Genomic DNA, 20,618 nt, shown 5'->3' with positions numbered 1-20,618 from the left:
GATTCTTTGTCGAGTCCCTACGAATGGCCCAATGATTCTTTGCTGCCACCCGAACCCTTGTCCCCGGGTTTACCCGTTAGTAGCGTTCGAGCTGTCCCGAACGTACCTGAGGTAACAGGCTGCTGGTGTGAGAGTGGGTGGGGGCCGGTGGTGCGCAGACCGGTGGCGTGGCTCGTGACGGTCGTCCTGCTGGCGGAGGCGGTCCTCGTCGCGGCGCTCAACTGGGTGCTGGGAACGGTCGTCGGCCGGCAGCACATGTCCCTGGCCGGACTCGACCCGTCCGTGATGGCGACGTCCTCGAAGATCGGCGGCATCGTCTTCGGCGCCTACTTCGCGCTGTGCGCCCTGGTGACCCTGCTCGTGGCGGTCCGCGACCGCGCCCCGGCCGGCTTCGGCCGGGTCCTGCTGATCAGCGCGGCCGTGGTGCACGGCCTGCTCGGCGCGTTCGTCTGGGGACTGGTCGGCTGGACGGCGTTCCTCTTCATGGTCGTCGTCCTCGGGCTGATCGTCCTGCTCCTGATGACGTACGACCGCGCGGGCGGGCCGGAGAACGCCGCCCCGGGCCCGGCGCCCGACGCGGGCGACGGGCCGGCCACGCGGGCCGAGCCGGGCGCGGCCCCCGCCGGCGCGGGCGCGCCGGCGGACCGTGCGGACCAGCCGCGGGACGGGGAGGACGAGCCGCAGGACTCCGTCCCCGCCCAGGTCACCCGCCCGGCGCCCACAACTCCGTGATGCCCACCCCCAGCCGCGCGAGGAGCTTACGGACCAGGGGCAGGCTGATGCCGATCACATTGCCGTGGTCGCCCTCGATGCCCTCGATGAACGGCGCCGAACGGCCGTCCAGGGTGAACGCCCCGGCGACGTGGAGCGGCTCGCCGGAGGCGACGTACGCGGCGACCTCCTCGTCGCTCGGGTCACCGAAGCGGACGACGGTGGAGGCGGTCGCCGACACGTACCGCCCGGCCTCGGTGTCCCACACGCAGTGGCCGGTCTGGAGCACGCCGGCGCGCCCGCGCATCGCCTGCCAGCGGGCGGTGGCCTCCTCGGCGTCGGCGGGCTTGCCGAGCGCCCTGCCGTCCAGCTCCAGCACCGAGTCGCAGCCGATCACCAGGGCGCCCCGCACCTCCGGCTTCGCCGCGACGACCGAGGCCTTCGCCTCGGCCAGGGCGAGCGCCAGCTCCGCCGGGGTGGGGGCGGTGACGGCGTCCTCGTCGACGCCGCTCACGATCACCTCGGGGGCGAGGCCGGCCTGCCGGAGCAGGCCGAGCCGGGCGGGGGACTGGGAGGCGAGCACGAGTCGCCTGCGGTGCGTGGCAGTCATGCCGCCAGGTTAGTCAGCGCCGGCCGGCGGGCTCACCGCAGCCCGATCACGACCATGATCAGGATCATGGCCGAGGCCAGGAAGAGGCCGAGCCGCCGCAGCATGTCCTGCGCGTCGCGCAGCTCCTGTGGCGGCTCGTCCTCGGGGTCGGACCACAGCATCCGTCCAGCGTGCGACGCCGGTGGCGGCGGTGCCTGAGTACCCGTACTCAAGTTGCGCCGGGCCGCCCCCTCAGCTCGGCCAGTAGGTGCGGGTCCAGGATGCCGGGCCCGGCGCGGGCACCCGGGCGGCCGCGATCCGCGCCGGGTCGGCCCACGCGTCCTTCGGTCCCTCGGCGCCGGACGGCACCGCGGCCGCCGCCGCCGCGGCGCGGACACGGACCACCGCCAGGGCGGCGGCCAGCTCCTCCGGGGTCGGGTTGCCTCGTACGACCTTGATGTTCATGACCGCTCCCAGGGTCCGCGGGGCCTAGAGGGGGATGTTGCCGTGCTTCTTCGGAGGCAGGGATTCCCGCTTGGTGCGCAGTTGACGCAGCCCGCGGACGATGTGGGCGCGGGTGTCCGACGGCATGATCACCGCGTCGATGTAGCCGCGCTCGGCCGCGACGTAGGGGTTGAGGAGGGTGTCCTCGTACTCCTGGATCAGCCGGGCCCGCACCGCCTCGGCGTCCTCGCCCGTCTCCGCCGCCTCGGCGATGGTCCGCCGGTGCAGGATGTTGACCGCGCCCTGGGCGCCCATGACGGCGATCTGGGCGGTGGGCCAGGCGAGGTTGAGGTCGGCACCGAGGTGCTTGGAGCCCATGACGTCGTAGGCACCGCCGAAGGCCTTGCGGGTGATGACGGTGATCAGCGGGACGGTGGCCTCGGCGTAGGCGTAGATGAGCTTGGCGCCGCGCCGGATGATGCCGTCGTGCTCCTGGCCGACGCCCGGCAGGAAGCCGGGGACGTCCACGAAGGTCAGCACCGGGAGGTTGAAGGCGTCGCAGGTCCGCACGAACCGCGCCGCCTTCTCGCTGGCGGTGATGTCCAGACAGCCGGCGAACTGCATCGGCTGGTTGGCGACGATGCCGACGGGACGGCCCTCGACCCGGCCGAAACCGGTGAGGATGTTCGGCGCGAACAGCGCCTGCGTCTCGAAGAACTCGGCGTCGTCCAGGACGTGCTCGATCACCGTGTGCATGTCGTACGGCTGGTTCGCGCTGTCCGGTACGACGGTGTCCAGTTCGCGGTCCTCGTCGCCGACGGTGAGGTCCGCCTCCTCGGGGAAGAGCGGCGGCTCGGAGAGGTTGTTGGACGGCAGGTACGACAGCAGCTGCTTGACGTACTCGATGGCGTCCTTCTCGTCGCCGGCCATGTGGTGGGCGACGCCCGAGGCGGTGTTGTGGGTCCTGGCCCCGCCCAGCTCCTCGAAGCCGACGTCCTCGCCGGTGACGGTCTTGATGACGTCCGGACCGGTGATGAACATGTGCGAGGTCTGGTCGACCATGACCGTGAAGTCGGTGATGGCCGGCGAGTAGACGGCACCGCCGGCGCACGGGCCGACGACCAGGCTGATCTGCGGGATGACCCCGGAGGCGTGCGTGTTGCGGCGGAAGATCTCGCCGTACGCGCCGAGGGAGGCGACCCCCTCCTGGATCCGGGCGCCACCGGAGTCGTTGATGCCGATGACCGGGCAGCCGGTCTTCAGCGCGAAGTCCATGACCTTGACGATCTTCTGGCCGTAGACCTCGCCGAGCGCCCCGCCGAAGACGGTGAAGTCCTGCGAGAACACGGCGACCGGCCGGCCGTCCACCGTGCCGTACCCGGTGACGACGCCGTCCCCGTAAGGGCGGTTGTTCTCCAGTCCGAAGTTGGTCGACCGGTGCCGGGCGAACTCGTCCAGCTCGACGAACGAGCCCTCGTCGAGCAGCAGCTCGATCCGCTCACGGGCCGTCAGCTTGCCCTTGGCGTGCTGCTTCTCGACGGCGCGTGCGGAGCCGGCGTGCGTCGCCTCGTGGATGCGCCGCTGGAGATCCGCGAGCTTGCCCGCGGTCGTGTGGATATCGATCTTTTCGATCTCGTGACGCTCTTCCGGCTCGGACATCGGGATGCGGCTCCCTGCCTGCTCAAAAGGGGGGACGGTTACTCATCCGTAGGGTAGTGGCGTGCCTACCGATCAGCACTGCGTCGTTTACCACACCTAGGGTGGCTTGCATGACGCCGCACAATCCATCAGACGACAGCCGCTGGTCCGACCTGGACCGCCCGCCTCTGAACGCCACGGCACTGCGGCGGGGGCTGATCCGCGAGGGCAGCCTGTACCGCGCCGTCGAGGTCGTGCAGCGGACCGGTTCCACCAACTCCGACCTCGCCGCGTCGGCCGCCGCCGGCACCGCCGACGAGGGCACGGTCCTCGTGGCGGAGGAGCAGACGGCCGGCCGGGGCCGGCTGGACCGGCAGTGGACGGCGCCGCCGCGCTCCGGCCTCTTCTTCTCCGTCCTGCTCAAGCCGGCCGAGGTGCCCGTGGCCCGCTGGGGCTGGCTCCCGCTGCTGACCGGGGTCGCCGTCGCGGCCGGCCTGTCCCGGGCGGCGAGCGTCGACACGGCACTCAAATGGCCGAACGACCTGCTGCTGACCGTGGGCGGCGAGGAACGCAAGGCCGGCGGCATCCTCGCGGAGCGGGCCGGCACGGACGGCGTCGTCATCGGCGTCGGCATCAACGTCACCCTCCGGGCGGACGAACTCCCGGTCCCGCAGGCGGGCTCCCTGGTCCTCGCCGACGCCCTCACCACGGACCGCGATCCGCTGCTGCGTGCGGTGCTGCGGTCGCTGGAGGACTGGTACCGGCGCTGGCGCGCCGCCGGCGGCGATCCGGCGGCGAGCGGCCTACAGGAGGCGTACACGGCGGGCTGCGCGACCCTCGGCCGGACGGTGCGCGCGGAACTGCCGGGCGACCGGTCGCTGGTGGGGGAGGCCGTGGCGCTGGACGGCGACGGGCGGCTGGTCATCGCCACGGAGGCGGGCGTGCAGGAACCGGTGGGGGCGGGGGACATCGTCCACCTGCGGCCCGCGTGACGGCCCGCGTGACGGCGCGTTGACGGCGCGGGGGGCGGCCGGGCGACGGCCCTGACCGTCTGCGTCCGGCCGGACGGCGGATCCCCCGCGGGTACGGTCGATGCGGATCCCCCGCGGGTACGGTGCACGCGGATGCCCCGCGGGTGCGGTGCACGCGGATCTCCAGGGGCGCGGGAAACCGCGCGATCAGCCACGATGGACGGGTGGCCGGCAACGTGCCACGCCGCCCCCGGTCGGACGCCGGGGCCCCGGGACCGCGAGGCCCGCGGGGACCGCCCGCCGCAGCTCCGGGCGCCGTTCCACCCCCGAACGACAGGCGTACGGCCGGCTCAACCCGACGGAGTGAGCTGGCGCACACCTGCCGTAGAGTTGAGCGCGGTCGATACCTGACCGCGGCAGATCGGAAGGGCAGCAGGCGTGACCGTCGACGACACGGGCTCCGGCGCGGGCGGGGACGGCCGGTTGGACCCCCACGCCCCCGACACCGGCGAGGACCCGCTGGCCCTGCGGCTCGAACAGCTCATCCTGGGCGCCGAGCGCCGCTACACCCCGTTCCAGGCCGCGCGCAGCGCCGGCGTCTCCATGGAACTGGCCTCGCGTTTCTGGCGGGCCATGGGCTTCGCGGACATCGGCCAGGCCAAGGCCCTCACCGAGGCCGACGTCCTCGCCCTGCGCCGCCTCGCCGGCCTGGTGGAGGCGGGCCTGCTCAGCGAGGCCATGGCCGTGCAGGTGGCCCGGTCCACCGGACAGACCACCGCCCGGTTGGCCGAGTGGCAGATCGACTCCTTCCTGGAGGGCCTGACCGAGCCCCCCGAGCCGGGCATGACGCGCACCGAGGTGACGTACCCGATCGTCGAGCTGCTCCTGCCCGAACTGGAGGAGTTCCTCGTCTACGTCTGGCGCCGCCAGCTCGCCGCCTCGGCCGGCCGCGTCGTGCAGACCGCCGACGACGAGGAGATGGTCGACCGCCGGCTCGCCGTCGCCTTCGCCGACCTCGTGGGATTCACCCGGCTCACCCGCCGGATGGAGGAGGAGGAGCTGGGCGAGCTGGTCGAGGCCTTCGAGACGACCGCCGCGGACCTCGTGGCGGCGCGCGGCGGCCGGCTCATCAAGACCCTCGGCGACGAGGTGCTCTACGCGGCGGACGACGCGGGCACGGCCGCCGACATCGCGCTGCGGCTGGTGGAGACGCTGTCCAACGACGAGACCATGCCGAAACTCCGGGTGGGCATGGCGTTCGGCACGGTGACCACCCGGATGGGCGACGTGTTCGGTACGACGGTGAACCTGGCGTCCCGGCTGACCTCCATAGCCCCGCGCGACGCCGTCCTCGTCGACAGCGCCTTCGCCGAGGAGCTGATCCGCACCGGTGAGGCGCCCGCCTCGGAGGCGGAGGCGGCCGAGGCCGCGGCCGCCGCGGAGAAGGAGGGCGAGGACCCGCCGGTGTACCGCTTCGCGCTCCAGCCGATGTGGCAGCGCCCGGTGCGCGGCCTCGGCGTGGTCGAACCCTGGCTGCTCACGCGCCGCGACGACACCTCCTGACCACGGCCCGCCCGAGCCGCCCACCCCGCTAACCGCTCGTGTCCAGGCACAGGCGGATCACCGGCAGGCAGATCTCGTCCCGGCCGTGCTGCGGCGGGCGGTGACCGGGCGGCGGACCAGGTGCGGGTGGCGCCGGGGCGGATGCCGTCGGCGAGGGGCGCGGGGCACCGCTGTGCGAGCCGGGGACACCGGTCGGGCCGCCGGTGGGGGCTCTGGTCGGTCTGCTGCTGGGTCCGCTGTTCGGTCCGCTGTTCGGGACAGCGGTCGGTACGCCGGTGCCGCCGCCGGCCGGTGCGGTGGCCCTGGCCGGAGCGGCGGGAACCGGCGAGCCGGATCCGCCGGCCGCCGGCGTGCCACCGGGACCGCTGCCGCCCATCACGGAGACCGCCGAGGGCAGCGCGGCGGGGGTGGCGGCGCTGCCCTCGGCGGTGCCGGCGGCGGTCCTCGCCGAGCGGCCCGGATCCCCGCCGCCCGGGCCCGGCCGGGACTCGGCCTCCGCCGTCCCCGGGGCCCCGGCCCCCGAGTCCGGGGCGACCCGCACCAGGCTGAACACCCCCGCGGCCAGCGCCAGCCCGCCGACGGCGAGGAGCACCCCGCGGGGCCGCGGCCTGCGGTGCCGCCCGCGCCGTACTCCCGGCGGCTTCCCCGGCGTACGTTCTCGCTCCGCTGCGGCCCGCACGGGTATCGGTGTCATGGGTCCCCTCCCCGGCGCGCGCCCGGGGCGCGCCATGGCGGAGCGCACGCTATGCGCTCCCGCGGGCGATACGGACCGGGACAACCGGGATGTCACTCGAACGGGCGTAGCCCCGTGGACTTCACGGGAGGGGACGGGGCTGCGATGATCGAGCAGACGGTCAGTTAACCCGCGTTAACCGGAGGGGTGTCATGAGCGAGGAGCGGTTCGGGGAGTTCGTGCTGGTGCGGCGGCACGGGCACGTCGCGGAGCTGGTGCTGGACCGGCCCAAGGCCATGAACGCCGTCTCGACGGAGATGGCCCGCTCCCTCGCGGGCGCGTGCACCGCGCTCGCCGCCGACCGGGACGCGCGGGTGGTCGTCCTGACCTCGTCGCACGAACGGGCGTTCTGCGTCGGCGCGGACCTGAAGGAGCGGAACTCCTTCACCGACGCGGATCTCGTACGGCAGCGGCCGGTGGCGCGGGCGGCGTACACCGGCGTGCTGGAGCTGCCGATGCCGACGGTCGCCGCCGTGCACGGCTTCGCGCTGGGCGGCGGATTCGAGCTGGCGCTGTCCTGTGACCTGATCGTGGCCGACCGTACGGCCGTGGTGGGGCTGCCGGAAGTCTCCGTGGGCGTGATCCCGGGCGGCGGCGGCACGCAACTGCTGCCGCGGCGGGTCGGGGCGGCGCGCGCCGCCGAGCTGATCTTCTCCGCGCGCCGGGTGGAGGCGGCCGAGGCGGCCGGGCTGGGCCTGGTGGACCGGCTGGTCGACGAGGGCCGCGACCGCGAGGAGGCGCTGGCCCTGGGGGAGCGGATCGCCGGGAACTCACCGGTGGGCCTGCGCGCGGCGAAGCGGGCCCTGCGGCTGGGACACGGGCTGGACCTGCGGGCCGGCCTCGAGGTCGAGGACGCGGCCTGGCGCTCGGTGGCGTTCTCGGCCGACCGGGCGGAAGGGGTATCCGCCTTCAACGAAAAGCGCACCCCCCAATGGCCGGGCGAGTAACCCCACCGAACCAGCACCCGCAAAGGGGCGCGGGCAACGGCGCGCCCGACCCCAACGGACCCGCAGCCGACACCGGACCACCTACGTCCCCCGCGCCCGCGCAGCGCCCTGAAAGGGGCGCGGGGAACGGCGCGCCCGGCCTCAACGGATCCGCACCCGGCACCGGCTCCCGCCCCCACGGTGCCCGTCCCGCCCCGCGCCCGCGCAGCGCCCCGAAAGGGGCGCGGGGAACGGCGCGTCCGGCCTCAACGGATCCGCACCCGGCACCGGCTCCCGCCCCCACGGCGCCCGTCCCGCCCCGCGCCCGCGCAGCGCCCCGAAAGGGGCGCGGGGAACGGCGCGCCCGGCCACAGCCGACCCGCACCCGGCACCGGCCCCCGGCCCACCTCGCGACGCCCCCCGCGGCAGCGCGAATCACCCGATTCATCCCTAACCTGGATGGATGGGTGAGGACAAGCGGCTCGTCGCCGTCGTGACGCTGGCGCAGGGCATGGCGGCGGCGCACACCCCGCGGGACTGCTGGCAGGCCGCCGCCGTCGGCGCCTGCCGCGCGCTGGACGGCAGCTTCGCCGCGCTGTCGGTGTGGGAGCGGGGCCTGGGCCGTCTGCGGGTCCTGGTGAACGTGGGGGACCGCGCCCCGGACGAGGAGCAGTTCCCCGAGTCCGAGGCCTACCCGGTGCACCAGTTCCCGGAGATCACCGAGTTCCTGCACGAGCGCTGGGCGGGCGGCGGCGGCCCGAACGCGTGGGTGGAGACGGCCGAGGGGGCCGCCGCCGGCACCCCCGGTTACCTGCACCAGCGGGTCGCCGCCCTGCGCCGCCGCCGCCGCGGCTGCTGTGTCGTCGCCCCCGTCGTCCTGCACGGCAGGGCGTGGGGCGAGCTGTACGTGGCCCGCGCGATCGGTGAGCCGCTGTTCGGCCGGCCGGACGCCGACTTCGCCACCGTGCTGGCCGCGGTGGTCGCCGCCGGGATCGCGCAGACCGAGCGGCTGGAGGAGGCCCGCCGGCTGGCGTTCACCGACGCGCTGACCGGCCTCGCCAACCGCCGTGCCGTGGACGTACGCCTGGAGGAGGCCGTCGAACGGCACCGCAGGGAGGGCGTGGCGGTCAGTCTTGTCGTGTGTGACCTCAACGGGCTCAAGCGGGTCAACGACACCCTCGGTCACGCCGTCGGCGACCGCCTCCTCGAACGGTTCGGCTCGGTGCTGTCGCTGTGCGGGGCAATGGTGCCCGGCGCGCTGGCGGCGCGGCTGGGCGGGGACGAGTTCTGTCTGCTGGCGGTCGGGCAGCCGGCCGACGACGTCGCGAAGGCCGCGCACGAACTGTGCCGGAGGGCGGCCGAGTTGGAGCTGGGGGAGGGGGTGGCGTGCGGGGTGGCCTCGACCGAGGACCCGATCGGGGAGGTGCGGGACGCCCGCCGGCTGTTCCGGCTCGCCGACGCCGCCCAGTACCGGGCCAAGGCGCTGCGCGCGACCCGGCCGGTGGTGGCGGGCCGGGAGGGGCCGGACGATCCGGTCGTACGGTTGGCGGACGAGCCGCCGCCCGCGCGTGGTGAACGGCGCCGGTTCCGCGGGCGCCGGCCGTGAGGCGAAGCCCACACGTCACGGTAAGGGTCACACCGGCACTCCACTAGTGACATCGCCACATTCAATGCGTACGCTCCTGAATATGGATATGCACACTGTGGTGGTGGGGACGTCCGGTGTCACGGCGTCCGACGTTCTCGCCGTGGCGCGCGGCGGTGCCCGCATCGAACTGTCGGCACAGGCGGTGGCGGCCCTGGCGGCGGCCCGCGAGATCGTGGACGCGCTGGCGGCCAAGCCGGAGCCGGTCTACGGCGTCTCCACCGGCTTCGGCGCGCTGGCGACCCGGCACATCAGTCCGGAACTGCGTGCCCAGCTACAGCGCAACATCGTCCGCTCGCACGCCGCCGGCATGGGCCCGCGGGTGGAGCGCGAGGTCGTACGGGCCCTGATGTTCCTGCGGCTGAAGACCGTCTGCTCCGGGCACACCGGCGTCCGGCCCGAGGTCGCGCAGACCATGGCCGACGTGCTGAACGCCGGGATCACCCCGGTCGTGCACGAGTACGGCTCCCTCGGCTGCTCCGGCGACCTCGCCCCGCTCTCCCACTGCGCCCTGACCCTGATGGGCGAGGGCGACGCGGAGGGCCCCGACGGCACCGTCCGCCCCGCGGGCGAGCTGCTCGCCGAGCACGGCATCCGGCCCGTCGAGCTGCGCGAGAAGGAGGGCCTGGCCCTCCTCAACGGCACCGACGGCATGCTCGGCATGCTGATCATGGCCCTCGCCGACCTCGACACCCTCTACAAGTCCGCCGACATCACCGCCGCCCTCAGCCTGGAGGCGCTGCTCGGCACGGACAAGGTGCTCGCGCCCGAGCTGCACGCCATCCGGCCGCACCCGGGCCAGGGCGACAGCGCCGCCAACATGCTGGCCGTGCTGGAGGGTTCGCAGCTCACCGGGCACCACCAGGACGACGCGCCGCGCGTGCAGGACGCCTACTCGGTGCGCTGCGCCCCGCAGGTCGCCGGCGCGGGACGCGACACGATCGCGCACGCCCGCCTGGTCGCCGAGCGCGAACTCGCCTCCGCCGTCGACAATCCCGTGGTGCTGCCCGACGGCCGCGTGGAGTCCAACGGCAACTTCCACGGCGCCCCCGTGGCCTACGTGCTGGACTTCCTCGCCGTCGCCGCCGCCGACCTCGGCTCCATCGCCGAGCGGCGCACCGACCGGCTGCTGGACAAGAACCGCAGCCACGGCCTGCCGCCGTTCCTCGCCGACGACGCCGGCGTCGACTCCGGCCTGATGATCGCCCAGTACACGCAGGCCGCGCTGGTCAGCGAGATGAAGCGGCTCGCCGTACCGGCCTCCGCGGACTCCATCCCGTCCTCCGCCATGCAGGAGGACCACGTGTCCATGGGCTGGTCGGCCGCGCGCAAGCTGCGCACCGCCGTGGACAACCTCACCCGGATCATCGCCGTCGAGCTGTACGCGGCCACCCGGGCCGTCGAGCTGCGTGCGGGCCTGACTCCGGCACCCGCCTCGCAGGCGGTCATCGAGGCCGTGCGGGCCGCCGGTGTGCAGGGGCCCGGTCCGGACCGGTTCCTGGCGCCCGATCTGGCCGCCGCCGACGCGTTCGTGCGCAGCGGTGACCTGGTGACGGCCGCGGAGAAGGTCACCGGCCCGCTCCGGTGAACGCGAAGGGCCCCGGCCGTGGCCGGGGCCCCCTCGCGTCACGTCCCGCGGGCCGGACGAGGCGTCACCTCAGCTTGGCGGCCTGGGCCTTCACGACCGGGGCGGACACCGTGTAGGGCTTCCTGCCCATCATCGCGCCGATGTTGATCGTGCTGTAGGTGGCGAGGGTGGAGCCGTGCCGCACGACCTCGGCGTGCAGCGGCAGGGCGCCGTCCTTGCCCGCGTCGTTGGTCGCGGTGAAGGCCACCGAGGCGTCACCCGTGCCGGAGGACTTCTCCTCGGCGACCTTGGTGAACGTGCCCTTCTCGCCGGCCTGCCGGCCGGAGAAACCGCCCGCGCAGGCCTTGACCGCGTCGGAGACCGACGTCAGGGCCCGCTGCGCGCCGTCGCCGTCGTACGAGGCGAGGGTGACGACGGTGACGTCCAGGTCCATGGACTTGTTGATCGCGTCCTCGAACTTGCCGTCGCCCAGGTCGTCCCCGGACGTGGCGCCGCCCGTGGGGGCCTTCTTGTCCTGCGTGGCCATGCGGCTGGTGTCCGCCGCCGGGTCGCCGGGCGCGATGCCGGTGAACGCGCGCAGCAGCGGCTCGCACTTGGCGTCGTCCGCCGTGACCTTGTCCGCGGTGGGCAGACCGCCCGTGACGGCGCCGACCTTGAACCCGGGCACCTCGCCCTTGGCGATGATCAGTTTCTTCAGGTCGGCGGCGCTCAGCGCCTTCGCGGCCGGGTTCGCCGCGTCCTTGCCCTTGCCGTCCCCGGAGTCCTTCGACTCCTCGCCACAGCCCGTGACGAGGGCGAGCGACAGCACGCTCACAGCCGCGGTGGCGCACAGCCGCACGCCCGATGATCTCTTCATGTGCGCACTATGTGCGGGCTGTCAAAGATTCGTCAAGGACGATTAAAACTCCAGGCGTTCCCGGCGCACCGAGTACACGACGAAGCCGGCGCCCACGGAGAGGAAGAGGCTCCCGCCGACGACGTACGGGGTCGTGTCGGGGCCTCCCGTGTCGGCCAGTTCGGTGCCGGCCTCCGCCGCCCGCGCGGTGACCGCCGTGCCGGTGCTCCCGGTGCTCCCGGTGCTCCGGGTGGCCTCGGTGGTCGCCGCGGTCACCGCTCTCGCCTGCGGGGCCCGTGCCGGCGCGGACGTGCCCGCCGCCTTGCCCTCCGCAGCGGTCTGCGAGGCGTTCGCGGACGGGACGAACCACAGGGCGCACAGCAGGGTGCCCGCGGCGGTGGCGGTCAGCAGCGGACGGCGAACGGATGACACGGAATATCGATCCCCTTGTGGCGCTGGTGAATTGGCCGTGTGGGGCGATGTTAGTGAAAGGCGCGGGTCACAGGAAAGTCACGGGAGGTTTCGGCCGTACGCTCACGCCATGAGCACTGAAGAGACATCACGTTTTGTACGGCTTCGAGTGGAGCTGGTCCTGGAGGTGCAGGACGAGGACGAGGTGACCAAGGCCGCCCTGCGCCGCCTCGCCGCGGATCCCGAGCTGCCGGAGTCGGAGCGGGCCCAGGCCGAGAGCGCTGTGACCGAAGACACCGCGGAGGCCCTGGCGTATCTCGTGGACCCGTTCGACCTGGTCAGCGAGGTGCCCGGGGTGGAGCTCCAGCAGGCGTCGTGGTCCAGTGAGCGGGTCGACTACGACCCCGACTCGCCCGAGTGGGACCTGGACGAGGATGATGGGGCGGACGACGAGGAAGAGGGCGGCATCGGCTGAGCGTCCCGGGGCACTCATGACCCCGGACGGCAACCGCCGTCCGGGGTTTCGTCGTCCCAGGGGACGCACGGACCGAATCCCGCACCGGCCGCGGACTTCTTCCGCGGACGTGGTGTGCCCCACAGATCCACCGGATGTGGAACGGGACTGAGCGGCCGTAGCGTTGAAGGTTCTTACGGGGACACCCGGGGTTTTTTCGCGACTCGGCAACGATGGAGAAGCTTGTGATGACGGACAGTACGCGGCGCAGGGGCCTGATGGCCGCGTCCGCTCTGCTCGGCGGTGTGCTGGTGCTCACGGGGTGTTCCGGCGGCGACGACAAGGCATCCGGCAGCGGCAGCGGCGACTCCTCGCAGGCCCAGGCCGACGCGGCGGCGGCGAAGAAGTCCTCGCAGGCGCAGATCACGATCACGCCGAAGGACGGCTCCAACAACGCCTCGATCAACAACTCCGCGGCCGTCAGGGTGACCAAGGGCACGCTCACCGCCGTCACGATGACCACGCAGGACGGCAAGACCGTCGCCGGTCAGCTCTCCGCCGACAGGAAGAGCTGGAAGCCGGGCGTCCAGCTGGAGCGCTCCACCACCTACCGGCTCGCCGCGGAGGCCAAGGACTCCGAGGGCCGCATAGCCCACGAGAACGCCTCCTTCACCACCGTCTCCCCGGCCAACAGCTTCATCGGCTCCTACACCCCGGACAACGGCTCCACGGTCGGGGTCGGCATGCCGGTGTCGATCAACTTCGACAAGGCGATCACCAACAAGGCGGCCGTGCAGAAGGGCATCACGGTCAGCTCCAGCAGCGGCCAGGAGGTCGTCTGCCACTGGTTCAACGCCAACCGCATGGACTGCCGTCCCGAGGAGTACTGGAAGGGCGGCTCCACCGTCACCCTGAAGCTGGCGCTCGACGGCGTCCAGGGCGCGGACGGCGTCTACGGCGTCCAGCAGAAGACGGTCACCTTCCACATCGGCCGCAACCAGGTCACGTACGTGGACGCGAAGACCAAGCAGATGAAGATCACGCAGGACGGAAAGGTCGTCAAGACCATACCGATCTCCGCCGGTTCGCCCGACAACAAGACGTACGAGGGCCAGATGGTGATCTCCGAGAAGTTCAAGGAGACCCGGATGAACGGTGCGACGGTCGGCTTCACCGACGACGACGGCAAGGGCGAGTACGACATCAAGGACGTGCCGCACGCCATGCGCCTGACCACCTCCGGCACCTTCGTGCACGGCAACTACTGGGGCGCGCCCTCGGTGTTCGGCAACCTCAACACCAGCCACGGCTGCGTCGGCCTCCAGGACAAGAAGGGCGCCGGCGACCCGAGCACGCCGGCCGCCTGGTTCTACAACCACTCGCTGATCGGTGACGTCGTGGTCGTCCAGAACACCGGCGACAAGACGGTCGCCCCGGACAACGGCCTCAACGGCTGGAACATGGACTGGTCGCAGTGGAAGGCCGGTTCGGCCGTCTGACGCCCCGCCCACAGCTTTCCCGGTGCCGCCCCCAGGGGCGGCACCGGTGTTTCACGGGCCGGCCCCGGCTTCTCATGCTCCTTCGCCGCATAACACCCTTCCCGGGAAAGGGACTTCGCGGTTGTGTAACGGTGTCCCGGCCGCCGGGTAACAGTTTCCCCCAGGCGCTTGCCCGCCCCCTTCCTCTCCCTTGAGCCGTCTGATCACCCCCCGGCATACTTCGGGACCCGGGGGGCTGACGTGCAGACGTACGAGGCTTCCCCCGGCCGGGCGAACGGGGAATTCACCCGGTACACCATCTCCAGGGGGAGATCTTGCGCAGACAAGTGAAAAGAGCGGCTGCGGCCACCGTGGCAACGGCCGCAGCAGTCGCCCTCGCAGCGGGTATGACCAGCCCGGCGTCGGCGAAGCCCACCGGGGCCCGGGCGACCGGCACCGCCGCCCCGACGTCCAGCGCCAGGCACCACGTCACCCTCATCACCGGTGACCGCGTCGCCCTCGACGCCAAGGGCCGCATCGTCGGCCTGGAGCGGGCCCAGGGACGCGAGCACATACCCTTCCAGGTCCGCAAGACCGCCGGACACACGCTGGTCGTCCCCGCCGACGCGGCCCGGCTGGTCGCCTCCGGCACGCTGGACCAGCGCCTGTTCGACATCACCGAGCTGAACAAGGCCGCCACCCGCAAGGCCCAGAAGAACGGCCTGAAGGTCATCGTCGGCTACCGCGGCACCGCCGCCGGCGCCAAGGCCGGCGTCCGCGACGCGGGCACCCTGCGGCACAGCCTGAAGGCGCTCAACGCGGACGCCGTGCAGACCCCGGTCAAGGACATGACCGGCCTGTGGCACGCGGTCACCGACGGCAGCCGGTCCGCCTCCGGCATCGCGCACGTCTGGCTCGACGGCGTCCGCAGAGCCAGCCTCGACAAGTCCGTGCCGCAGATCGGCGCCCCCACCGCCTGGAAGGCCGGCTACACCGGCAAGGGCGTCAAGGTCGCCGTCCTCGACACCGGTGTGGACGCCACCCACCCCGACCTGAAGAACCAGGTGATCGAGGCCCACAACTTCACCGCCGCCGCCGACGCCACCGACCACTTCGGGCACGGCACGCACGTCGCTTCCATCGTCGCGGGCACCGGCGCCAAGTCGGGGGGCAAGTACAAGGGCGTCGCCCCCGACGCCAAGATCCTGAACGGCAAGGTGCTGGACGACACCGGCTCCGGTGACGACTCCGGCATCCTCGCCGGCATGGAGTGGGCCGCCTCCCAGGGCGCCTCCGTGATCAACCTGAGCCTCGGCGGTTACGACACCCCCGAGATCGACCCCCTCGAGGCCGAGGTCGACAAGCTCTCCGCCGAGAAGGGCATCCTGTTCGCGATCGCCGCGGGCAACGACGGGCCCCAGTCGATCGGTTCGCCGGGCAGCGCGGACGCCGCGCTCACCGTCGGCGCCGTCGACAAGAAGGACAAGCTCGCCGACTTCTCCTCCACCGGCCCGCGCACCGGCGACGGCGCCATCAAGCCGGACGTCACCGCGCCCGGCGTGGACATCACCGCCGCCGCGGCCAAGGGCAGCGTCATCGACCAGGAGGTCGGCGAGAAGCCCGAGGGCTACCTGACCATCTCCGGCACCTCGATGGCCACCCCGCACGTCGCGGGCGCCGCGGCCATCCTGAAGCAGGAGCACCCCGACTGGGGCTACGCCGAACTGAAGGGCGCCCTGACCGGCTCCGCCAAGGACGGCAAGTACACCCCGTTCCAGCAGGGCACGGGCCGCATCCAGGTCGACAAGGCCATCAAGCAGTCGATCGTCGCCGAGCCCGTGTCGGTGACCTTCGGTGTGCAGCAGTGGCCGCACACCGACGACAAGCCGGCGACCAAGGCGCTGACCTACCGCAACCTCGGTGCCAAGGACGTCACCCTCACCCTCACCAGCAGCGCCATCGGCCCCAAGGGCGCGGCGGCCCCGTCGGGCTTCTTCAAGCTCGCCGCCACGAAGATCACCGTTCCGGCGCACGGCAAGGCCTCTGTCGGCCTCACCGTCGACACCAGGCTGGGCGGCACCGTCGACGGCGCCTACTCCGCGTACGTGACGGCGACGGGCGACGGCCAGACGGTCCGCACGGCGGCGGCGGTGCAGCGGGAGGTGGAGTCGTACGACGTCACCCTGAAGTTCATCGGCCGCGACGGCAAGCCGGCCCCGTACTACGGTGCCGACCTCAACGGCGTCGCCGGTCTCGCCAAGGGCACCGCGCTGAGCCCGTACGACAAGTCCGGCACGGTGAAGGTGCGTGCGCCCAAGGGCACGTACATCCTCAACACGTCGGTCTACGGCGACCCGCAGGACGCCTCCAAGGGCATCGACTGGATCGCGCAGCCCAAGCTGACCGTCGGCAAGAAGCAGACGATCACGATCGACGCGCGCAAGGCCAGGCCGGTGGACGTCACCGTCCCCGCCACGGGCCTGAAGTCCCAGTTCGCCTCGCCGGAGTACGACGTCACGATCGGTGACGGCCAGTACGGCTACGGCTGGTTCCTGGACACGTACAAGAACTTCCGCACCGCCCACCTCGGCCCGCAGCTGCCCGCCGGCTCGCTGTTCCAGCAGTGGGACGCCCATTGGACCAAGGGCGCCCGCGAGGAGTACGACGTCACCTCCGGCGGCCCGGTCAAGCAGCTCGCCACCGGCTACACCAAGCACTACAAGGCGGGCGACCTCGCCACGGTGAAGGCACGCATGGGCGCGCCGGCCAAGGGCAAGACGGGTTCCATCGACGCGGTGGGCTGGCTGCCCGGCAGCTCCGGCGCCTCCTCGGTCAGCATCGCGCAGCCCCTGCCCGGCACCCGCACCCTGCACCTGTCCGCCAAGGGCGGCGTCAGGTGGGAGCTGGAGTTCGAGCAGGACGGCGGGACGGACCAGGACGGCTTCCCGGTCACCGACACCGGCTACGAGCTGGGCCAGTTCGCCTTCGGGGCCGGCCGGACCTACACCAGGACGGTCAACACCGCGGTGTTCGGCCCGCACCTCGGCAAGGACTCCGGCCTCTTCCGCAACGGCAACGAGATCGCCGGTTCGCTGTCGCTGGTCGCCGACTCCGGCAGGCACAACGGGTACTCGGACTTCACCTCGGTGAACACCACCTTGTACCGCAACGGCACCAAGGTCGGGTCCAACGACGACCCGCTGTTCGGTGAGAAGACCTTCAAGGTCCCGGCCGGTGACGCGGCCTACCGGCTGACCACCTCGGTCAAGCGCTCCCCGAAGGTGTCGGAGGCCTCGACGCGGATCGACGCGGCCTGGACCTTCCGCTCCAGGAAGCCGTCCGACGGCTTCACCCAGCTGCCCGCCTCCGCCCTGCACTTCGGGGCCACCACCGGCCCGGACAGCCGGGTCACGGCCGGCAAGAAGGTCACCTTCCCGGTCACCGTGGAGGGCTCGGCCGCCGGCGGCAACCTGAAGTCCCTCGCCGTCTACGTCTCCTACGACGGCAAGAACTTCAAGAAGACCGAGGTCCGGAGCGGCAGGATCACGGTCCGGAACCCGGCGAAGAACAAGGCCGTCTCGTTCCGCGCCAAGATCACCGACAAGAAGGGCAACACGTCGGAGATCACGATCTACAACGCGTACTACGGCAAGTGACCCCTCACTAGCCGGACGACCCGATGACGGACGGCCCGCGGGAAGCTCACGCCTCCCGCGGGCCGTCCGCCGTCCGGCGCCGCGCTACACCGACGGCACCGCCCGGGTGGCGTCCGTGCCCCAGCTGGACAGGAGGCGCAGGGAGTCGGCGGAGGGGGAGGCCGGTTCGGCGTGGTAGGTGATCAGGGACTGGTCCGAGCCGTCCGTCAGCCGGAAGCTCTCGAAGTTCAGCGCCAGCGCTCCCACCAGCGGATGGTGCAGGTGCTTGACGCCGTGGCTCTTCTCCTTGACGTCGTGCGTGGCCCACAGCCGGCGGAACTCCTCGCTCTTGACGGACAGCTCCCCCACCAGCGCCGACAGCCGCGGATCGTCCGGATAGCAGCCCGCGTCCATGCGCAGGGCACAGACGATGTCGATCGCCTTCTGCTCCCAGTCGACGAACAGGTCCCGGTACTCGGGGCACAGGAAGACCAGCCGGGCCCAGTTGCGTTCGCCCGGCGGCAGCTGAGCCCAGTCACCGAAGAGGGCCGCCGCCATCCGGTTCCAGGCGAGGATCTCCGCGCGCCGGCCCACGACGTACGCCGGTACGCCGTCCATCGTGTCCAGCAGCTGCCGCAGCGCCGGCCGCACCTGCTGCTGCCGGGCCGCCGGCTTCTTCTTGTGCGCCTTCGGCTTGGCCAGATGGGTCAGATGCGCGTGCTCCGCGTCCGTCAGCCGCAGTGCGCGGGCGATCGAGCCCAGCACCTCCGACGAGACGTTCTTCCCGTTGCCCTGCTCCAGCCGGGTGTAGTACGCCACCGACACCCCGGCCAGCTGCGCCAGCTCCTCGCGGCGCAGCCCGGGCACCCGGCGGTGCCGCCCGAAGTCGGGCAGGCCCACGTCCTCCGGTTTCAGCCGGGCGCGCCGGCTGCGCAGGAACTCGCTCAGCTCCGCCCGCCGGTCCAGCGTCCGGCCGGTGCCGGCTGCCGCGTCCGGCTGTTCGTCCCTGCTGTCCATGCGTCCAGTATTCCTGGTCGTACGCACAGGAGCCTGTCCCCGCCGGTGGTAGGCACAGCGGTCGTACGCAAAGGCGTGGTCTGGGTGAGCGGCCGCGCACGGGGCAGGCTGGATGCCGTGCCCGGCCACAAGGCGGCCGGGCACGCGAGACAGCTAGGAGACCCTTGGCATGACCACTGTTGCCGCGTACGCCGCGCCCGCCGCGAAGGCCCCGCTGGAGCGGACGACCATCGAGCGCCGCGCGGTCGGCGAGTACGACGTCCTGATCGACATCAAGTTCGCCGGCATCTGCCACTCCGACATCCACCAGGTCCGCGAGGGCTGGGGCGAGGCGATCTTCCCCATGGTCCCCGGCCACGAGATCGCGGGTGTCGTCGCCGAGGTCGGATCCGGTGTGACCAGGTTCCGGGCCGGTGACCGGGTGGGCGTCGGCTGCATGGTCGACTCCTGCCGCGAGTGCGAGAACTGCCTCAAGGGCCTGGAGCAGTACTGCCTCAAGGGCATGGTCGGCACCTACAACGCCGTCGGCAAGGACGGCGAGCCCACCTACGGCGGCTACTCCGAGAAGATCGTCGTCGACGAGAACTACGTCGTCCGCATCCCCGACGGCCTGTCCCTGGACGTGGCCGCGCCGCTGCTGTGCGCGGGCATCACCACCTACTCCCCGCTGCGCCACTGGAACGCCGGCCCCGGCAAGAAGGTCGCGGTCGTCGGCCTCGGCGGTCTCGGCCACATGGCCGTCAAGATCGCGCACGCCATGGGCGCCGAGGTCACGGTCCTCTCGCAGTCGCTGCGCAAGAAGGACGACGGCCTCAAGCTCGGTGCCGACCACTACCACGCCACCAGCGACCCGAAGACCTTCGAGGAGCTGGCCGGCAGCCTGGACCTGATCGTCTCGACGGTGTCGGCCCCGATGGACTTCGGCGCGCTCCTGTCGCTGCTGAAGGTGGACGGCGCCCTGGTGAACGTCGGCGCGCCCGAGGAGCCGGTCGCCCTCAACCTGTTCTCGGTGATCGGCGGCCGCAAGACCCTGGCGGGCTCCATGATCGGCGGCATCCAGGAGACCCAGGAGATGCTGGACTTCTGCGCCGAGCACGGCATCGGCGCCGAGATAGAGCTGATCAGCGCCGCCGAGGTCAACGAGGCGTACGAGCGGGTGCTGGCCAGCGACGTCCGCTACCGCTTCGTCATCGACACGGCGACGATCTGACCGGCGGGCGCCCGCACCGGTGCTCAGGGGGCCGACGGGGGCGTGGCGAGGGTCCCGGCCGGCCCCGCCCCGCCGGCCCCCTCCACTCCACCCGGAGATCCTCCCCGGCGCCGTACGCCCGCCCGGCCCGCACCTCGGCTCCGGGTCGAGCTCACCGCTGATCGGGACGGGCAAGGAATCGCCCGGGTCCCTCGCGCGTTGAGGGGGCGGGGTACCGGACACCGAGTGACAGATATGGGAGGAGCCGCAATGGCTGCGCAGACGCAGAGGGCCGTGCTGGCGGGTGGATGCTTCTGGGGCATGGAGGAGCTGATCCGCCGGCTGCCGGGCGTGACGGCGACCCGGGTCGGGTACACCGGGGGTGACGTGCCGAACGCGACGTACCGTGATCACGGCACGCACGCGGAGGCCATCGAGATCCTCTTCGACCCCGCTGCCACCGACTACCGCGCGCTCCTGGAGTTCTTCTTCCAGATCCACGACCCGACCACCAGGAACCGCCAGGGCAACGACATCGGCCTCAGTTACCGCTCGGCGATCTACTACGTGGACGACGAGCAGAAGCGGATCGCCGAGGACACGATCGCGGATGTGGAGGCCTCCGGCCTGTGGCCGGGCAAGGTCGTCACCGAGGTGGAGCCCGTCGGCCCCTTCTGGGAGGCCGAGCCCGAACATCAGGACTACCTGCAGCGTTACCCGGACGGCTACACCTGCCACTTCCCGCGCCCGGGATGGCGGCTGCCCGCCCGAGCCGAGGGCTGACCCCGAGG

19 protein-coding genes are annotated in these 20,618 nt (G+C 72.3%); 11 read left to right on the top strand and 8 right to left on the bottom strand.

Going from position 1 to position 20,618, the window contains the following annotated elements; translation table 11 throughout:
* The first annotated feature begins 147 nt into the window (after positions 1 to 147).
* Entirely contained in the window at positions 148 to 732 is a 585-nt protein-coding gene (locus tag ABZ117_RS07805) for a hypothetical protein (protein WP_356818445.1), read from the top strand.
* Here the strand turns inward: ABZ117_RS07805 and ABZ117_RS07800 are convergent.
* The 4 genes from ABZ117_RS07800 to ABZ117_RS07785 all read right to left on the bottom strand — a co-directional run bounded on the left by ABZ117_RS07800 (position 704) and on the right by ABZ117_RS07785 (position 3,403).
* Positions 704 to 1,321, bottom strand: coding sequence for a nucleoside triphosphate pyrophosphatase (locus tag ABZ117_RS07800; protein WP_356818444.1), 618 nt, complete (start codon positions 1,319 to 1,321; stop codon positions 704 to 706). The two genes, ABZ117_RS07805 and ABZ117_RS07800, sit on opposite strands and share 29 nt — an antisense overlap.
* A gap of 32 nt (positions 1,322 to 1,353) precedes the next feature.
* A complete protein-coding gene (locus ABZ117_RS07795) occupies positions 1,354 to 1,482 on the bottom strand; it encodes a hypothetical protein (protein ID WP_356818443.1) in 129 nt (42 codons plus the stop codon).
* A 70-nt stretch (positions 1,483 to 1,552) separates the two neighbouring features.
* The gene (locus ABZ117_RS07790; protein WP_356818441.1) at positions 1,553 to 1,765 is read right to left on the bottom strand and encodes an acyl-CoA carboxylase epsilon subunit; all 213 of its coding nucleotides are present in this window, start codon (positions 1,763 to 1,765) and stop codon (positions 1,553 to 1,555) included.
* 24 nt (positions 1,766 to 1,789) lie between these two features.
* Complete coding sequence (locus ABZ117_RS07785; protein WP_356818439.1) at positions 1,790 to 3,403, bottom strand: acyl-CoA carboxylase subunit beta; 1,614 nt, start codon at positions 3,401 to 3,403, stop codon at positions 1,790 to 1,792.
* A 110-nt stretch (positions 3,404 to 3,513) separates the two neighbouring features.
* Between ABZ117_RS07785 and ABZ117_RS07780 the strand changes: the two genes are divergently transcribed.
* Together ABZ117_RS07780 and ABZ117_RS07775 are read left to right on the top strand one after the other, a co-directional pair.
* Positions 3,514 to 4,374, top strand: a complete 861-nt coding sequence (locus tag ABZ117_RS07780) for a biotin--[acetyl-CoA-carboxylase] ligase (protein ID WP_356818438.1) — start codon at positions 3,514 to 3,516, stop codon at positions 4,372 to 4,374.
* Positions 4,375 to 4,791: 417 nt separating this feature from the next.
* Complete coding sequence (locus ABZ117_RS07775; RefSeq protein WP_356818436.1) at positions 4,792 to 5,916, top strand: adenylate/guanylate cyclase domain-containing protein; 1,125 nt, start codon at positions 4,792 to 4,794, stop codon at positions 5,914 to 5,916.
* Between the two features lie 28 nt (positions 5,917 to 5,944).
* Here ABZ117_RS07775 and ABZ117_RS07770 read toward each other — a convergent pair whose 3' ends face one another.
* Positions 5,945 to 6,610: a hypothetical protein gene (locus ABZ117_RS07770; RefSeq protein ID WP_356818434.1), complete on the bottom strand. Its 666-nt coding sequence runs from the start codon at positions 6,608 to 6,610 to the stop codon at positions 5,945 to 5,947.
* Between the two features lie 191 nt (positions 6,611 to 6,801).
* On the opposite strand from ABZ117_RS07770, the gene ABZ117_RS07765 reads away from it, so the two are divergent.
* The 3 genes from ABZ117_RS07765 to hutH all read left to right on the top strand — a co-directional run bounded on the left by ABZ117_RS07765 (position 6,802) and on the right by hutH (position 10,808).
* On the top strand, positions 6,802 to 7,596 hold the full coding sequence (locus ABZ117_RS07765; protein ID WP_356818432.1) for an enoyl-CoA hydratase-related protein: 795 nt from the start codon (positions 6,802 to 6,804) through the stop codon (positions 7,594 to 7,596).
* 442 nt (positions 7,597 to 8,038) lie between these two features.
* Positions 8,039 to 9,181, top strand: coding sequence for a GGDEF domain-containing protein (locus tag ABZ117_RS07760; RefSeq protein ID WP_356818431.1), 1,143 nt, complete (start codon positions 8,039 to 8,041; stop codon positions 9,179 to 9,181).
* 88 nt (positions 9,182 to 9,269) lie between these two features.
* Positions 9,270 to 10,808, top strand: a complete 1,539-nt coding sequence (hutH, locus tag ABZ117_RS07755; protein ID WP_356818819.1) for a histidine ammonia-lyase — start codon at positions 9,270 to 9,272, stop codon at positions 10,806 to 10,808.
* A 64-nt stretch (positions 10,809 to 10,872) separates the two neighbouring features.
* Here hutH and ABZ117_RS07750 read toward each other — a convergent pair whose 3' ends face one another.
* On the bottom strand, positions 10,873 to 11,664 hold the full coding sequence (locus ABZ117_RS07750) for a hypothetical protein (protein WP_356818430.1): 792 nt from the start codon (positions 11,662 to 11,664) through the stop codon (positions 10,873 to 10,875).
* 42 nt (positions 11,665 to 11,706) lie between these two features.
* Positions 11,707 to 12,075: an LAETG motif-containing sortase-dependent surface protein gene (locus tag ABZ117_RS07745; protein ID WP_356818428.1), complete on the bottom strand. Its 369-nt coding sequence runs from the start codon at positions 12,073 to 12,075 to the stop codon at positions 11,707 to 11,709.
* Between the two features lie 109 nt (positions 12,076 to 12,184).
* Between ABZ117_RS07745 and ABZ117_RS07740 the strand changes: the two genes are divergently transcribed.
* The 3 genes from ABZ117_RS07740 (at position 12,185) to ABZ117_RS07730 (ending at position 17,642) form a co-directional block, all read left to right on the top strand.
* Positions 12,185 to 12,529: a hypothetical protein gene (locus ABZ117_RS07740; RefSeq protein WP_356818426.1), complete on the top strand. Its 345-nt coding sequence runs from the start codon at positions 12,185 to 12,187 to the stop codon at positions 12,527 to 12,529.
* Positions 12,530 to 12,756: 227 nt separating this feature from the next.
* Complete coding sequence (locus ABZ117_RS07735) at positions 12,757 to 14,007, top strand: Ig-like domain-containing protein (protein WP_356818425.1); 1,251 nt, start codon at positions 12,757 to 12,759, stop codon at positions 14,005 to 14,007.
* A 386-nt stretch (positions 14,008 to 14,393) separates the two neighbouring features.
* Positions 14,394 to 17,642: a S8 family peptidase gene (locus tag ABZ117_RS07730; protein ID WP_356818423.1), complete on the top strand. Its 3,249-nt coding sequence runs from the start codon at positions 14,394 to 14,396 to the stop codon at positions 17,640 to 17,642.
* An 84-nt stretch (positions 17,643 to 17,726) separates the two neighbouring features.
* Here ABZ117_RS07730 and ABZ117_RS07725 read toward each other — a convergent pair whose 3' ends face one another.
* The gene (locus tag ABZ117_RS07725; protein ID WP_356818422.1) at positions 17,727 to 18,638 is read right to left on the bottom strand and encodes a helix-turn-helix transcriptional regulator; all 912 of its coding nucleotides are present in this window, start codon (positions 18,636 to 18,638) and stop codon (positions 17,727 to 17,729) included.
* A gap of 169 nt (positions 18,639 to 18,807) precedes the next feature.
* On the opposite strand from ABZ117_RS07725, the gene ABZ117_RS07720 reads away from it, so the two are divergent.
* Entirely contained in the window at positions 18,808 to 19,848 is a 1,041-nt protein-coding gene (locus ABZ117_RS07720) for an NAD(P)-dependent alcohol dehydrogenase (RefSeq protein ID WP_356818420.1), read from the top strand.
* A 249-nt stretch (positions 19,849 to 20,097) separates the two neighbouring features.
* Positions 20,098 to 20,610: a peptide-methionine (S)-S-oxide reductase MsrA gene (gene msrA / locus ABZ117_RS07715; protein ID WP_356818418.1), complete on the top strand. Its 513-nt coding sequence runs from the start codon at positions 20,098 to 20,100 to the stop codon at positions 20,608 to 20,610.
* Positions 20,611 to 20,618 lie beyond the last annotated feature (8 nt).

It is taken from the genome of Streptomyces sp. NPDC006309, from assembly GCF_040613095.1.
Taxonomy (GTDB): domain Bacteria; phylum Actinomycetota; class Actinomycetes; order Streptomycetales; family Streptomycetaceae; genus Streptomyces.
The sequence above is the reverse complement of the archived record's forward strand: the minus strand, read 5'-3'. Positions and strand labels throughout refer to the sequence as shown.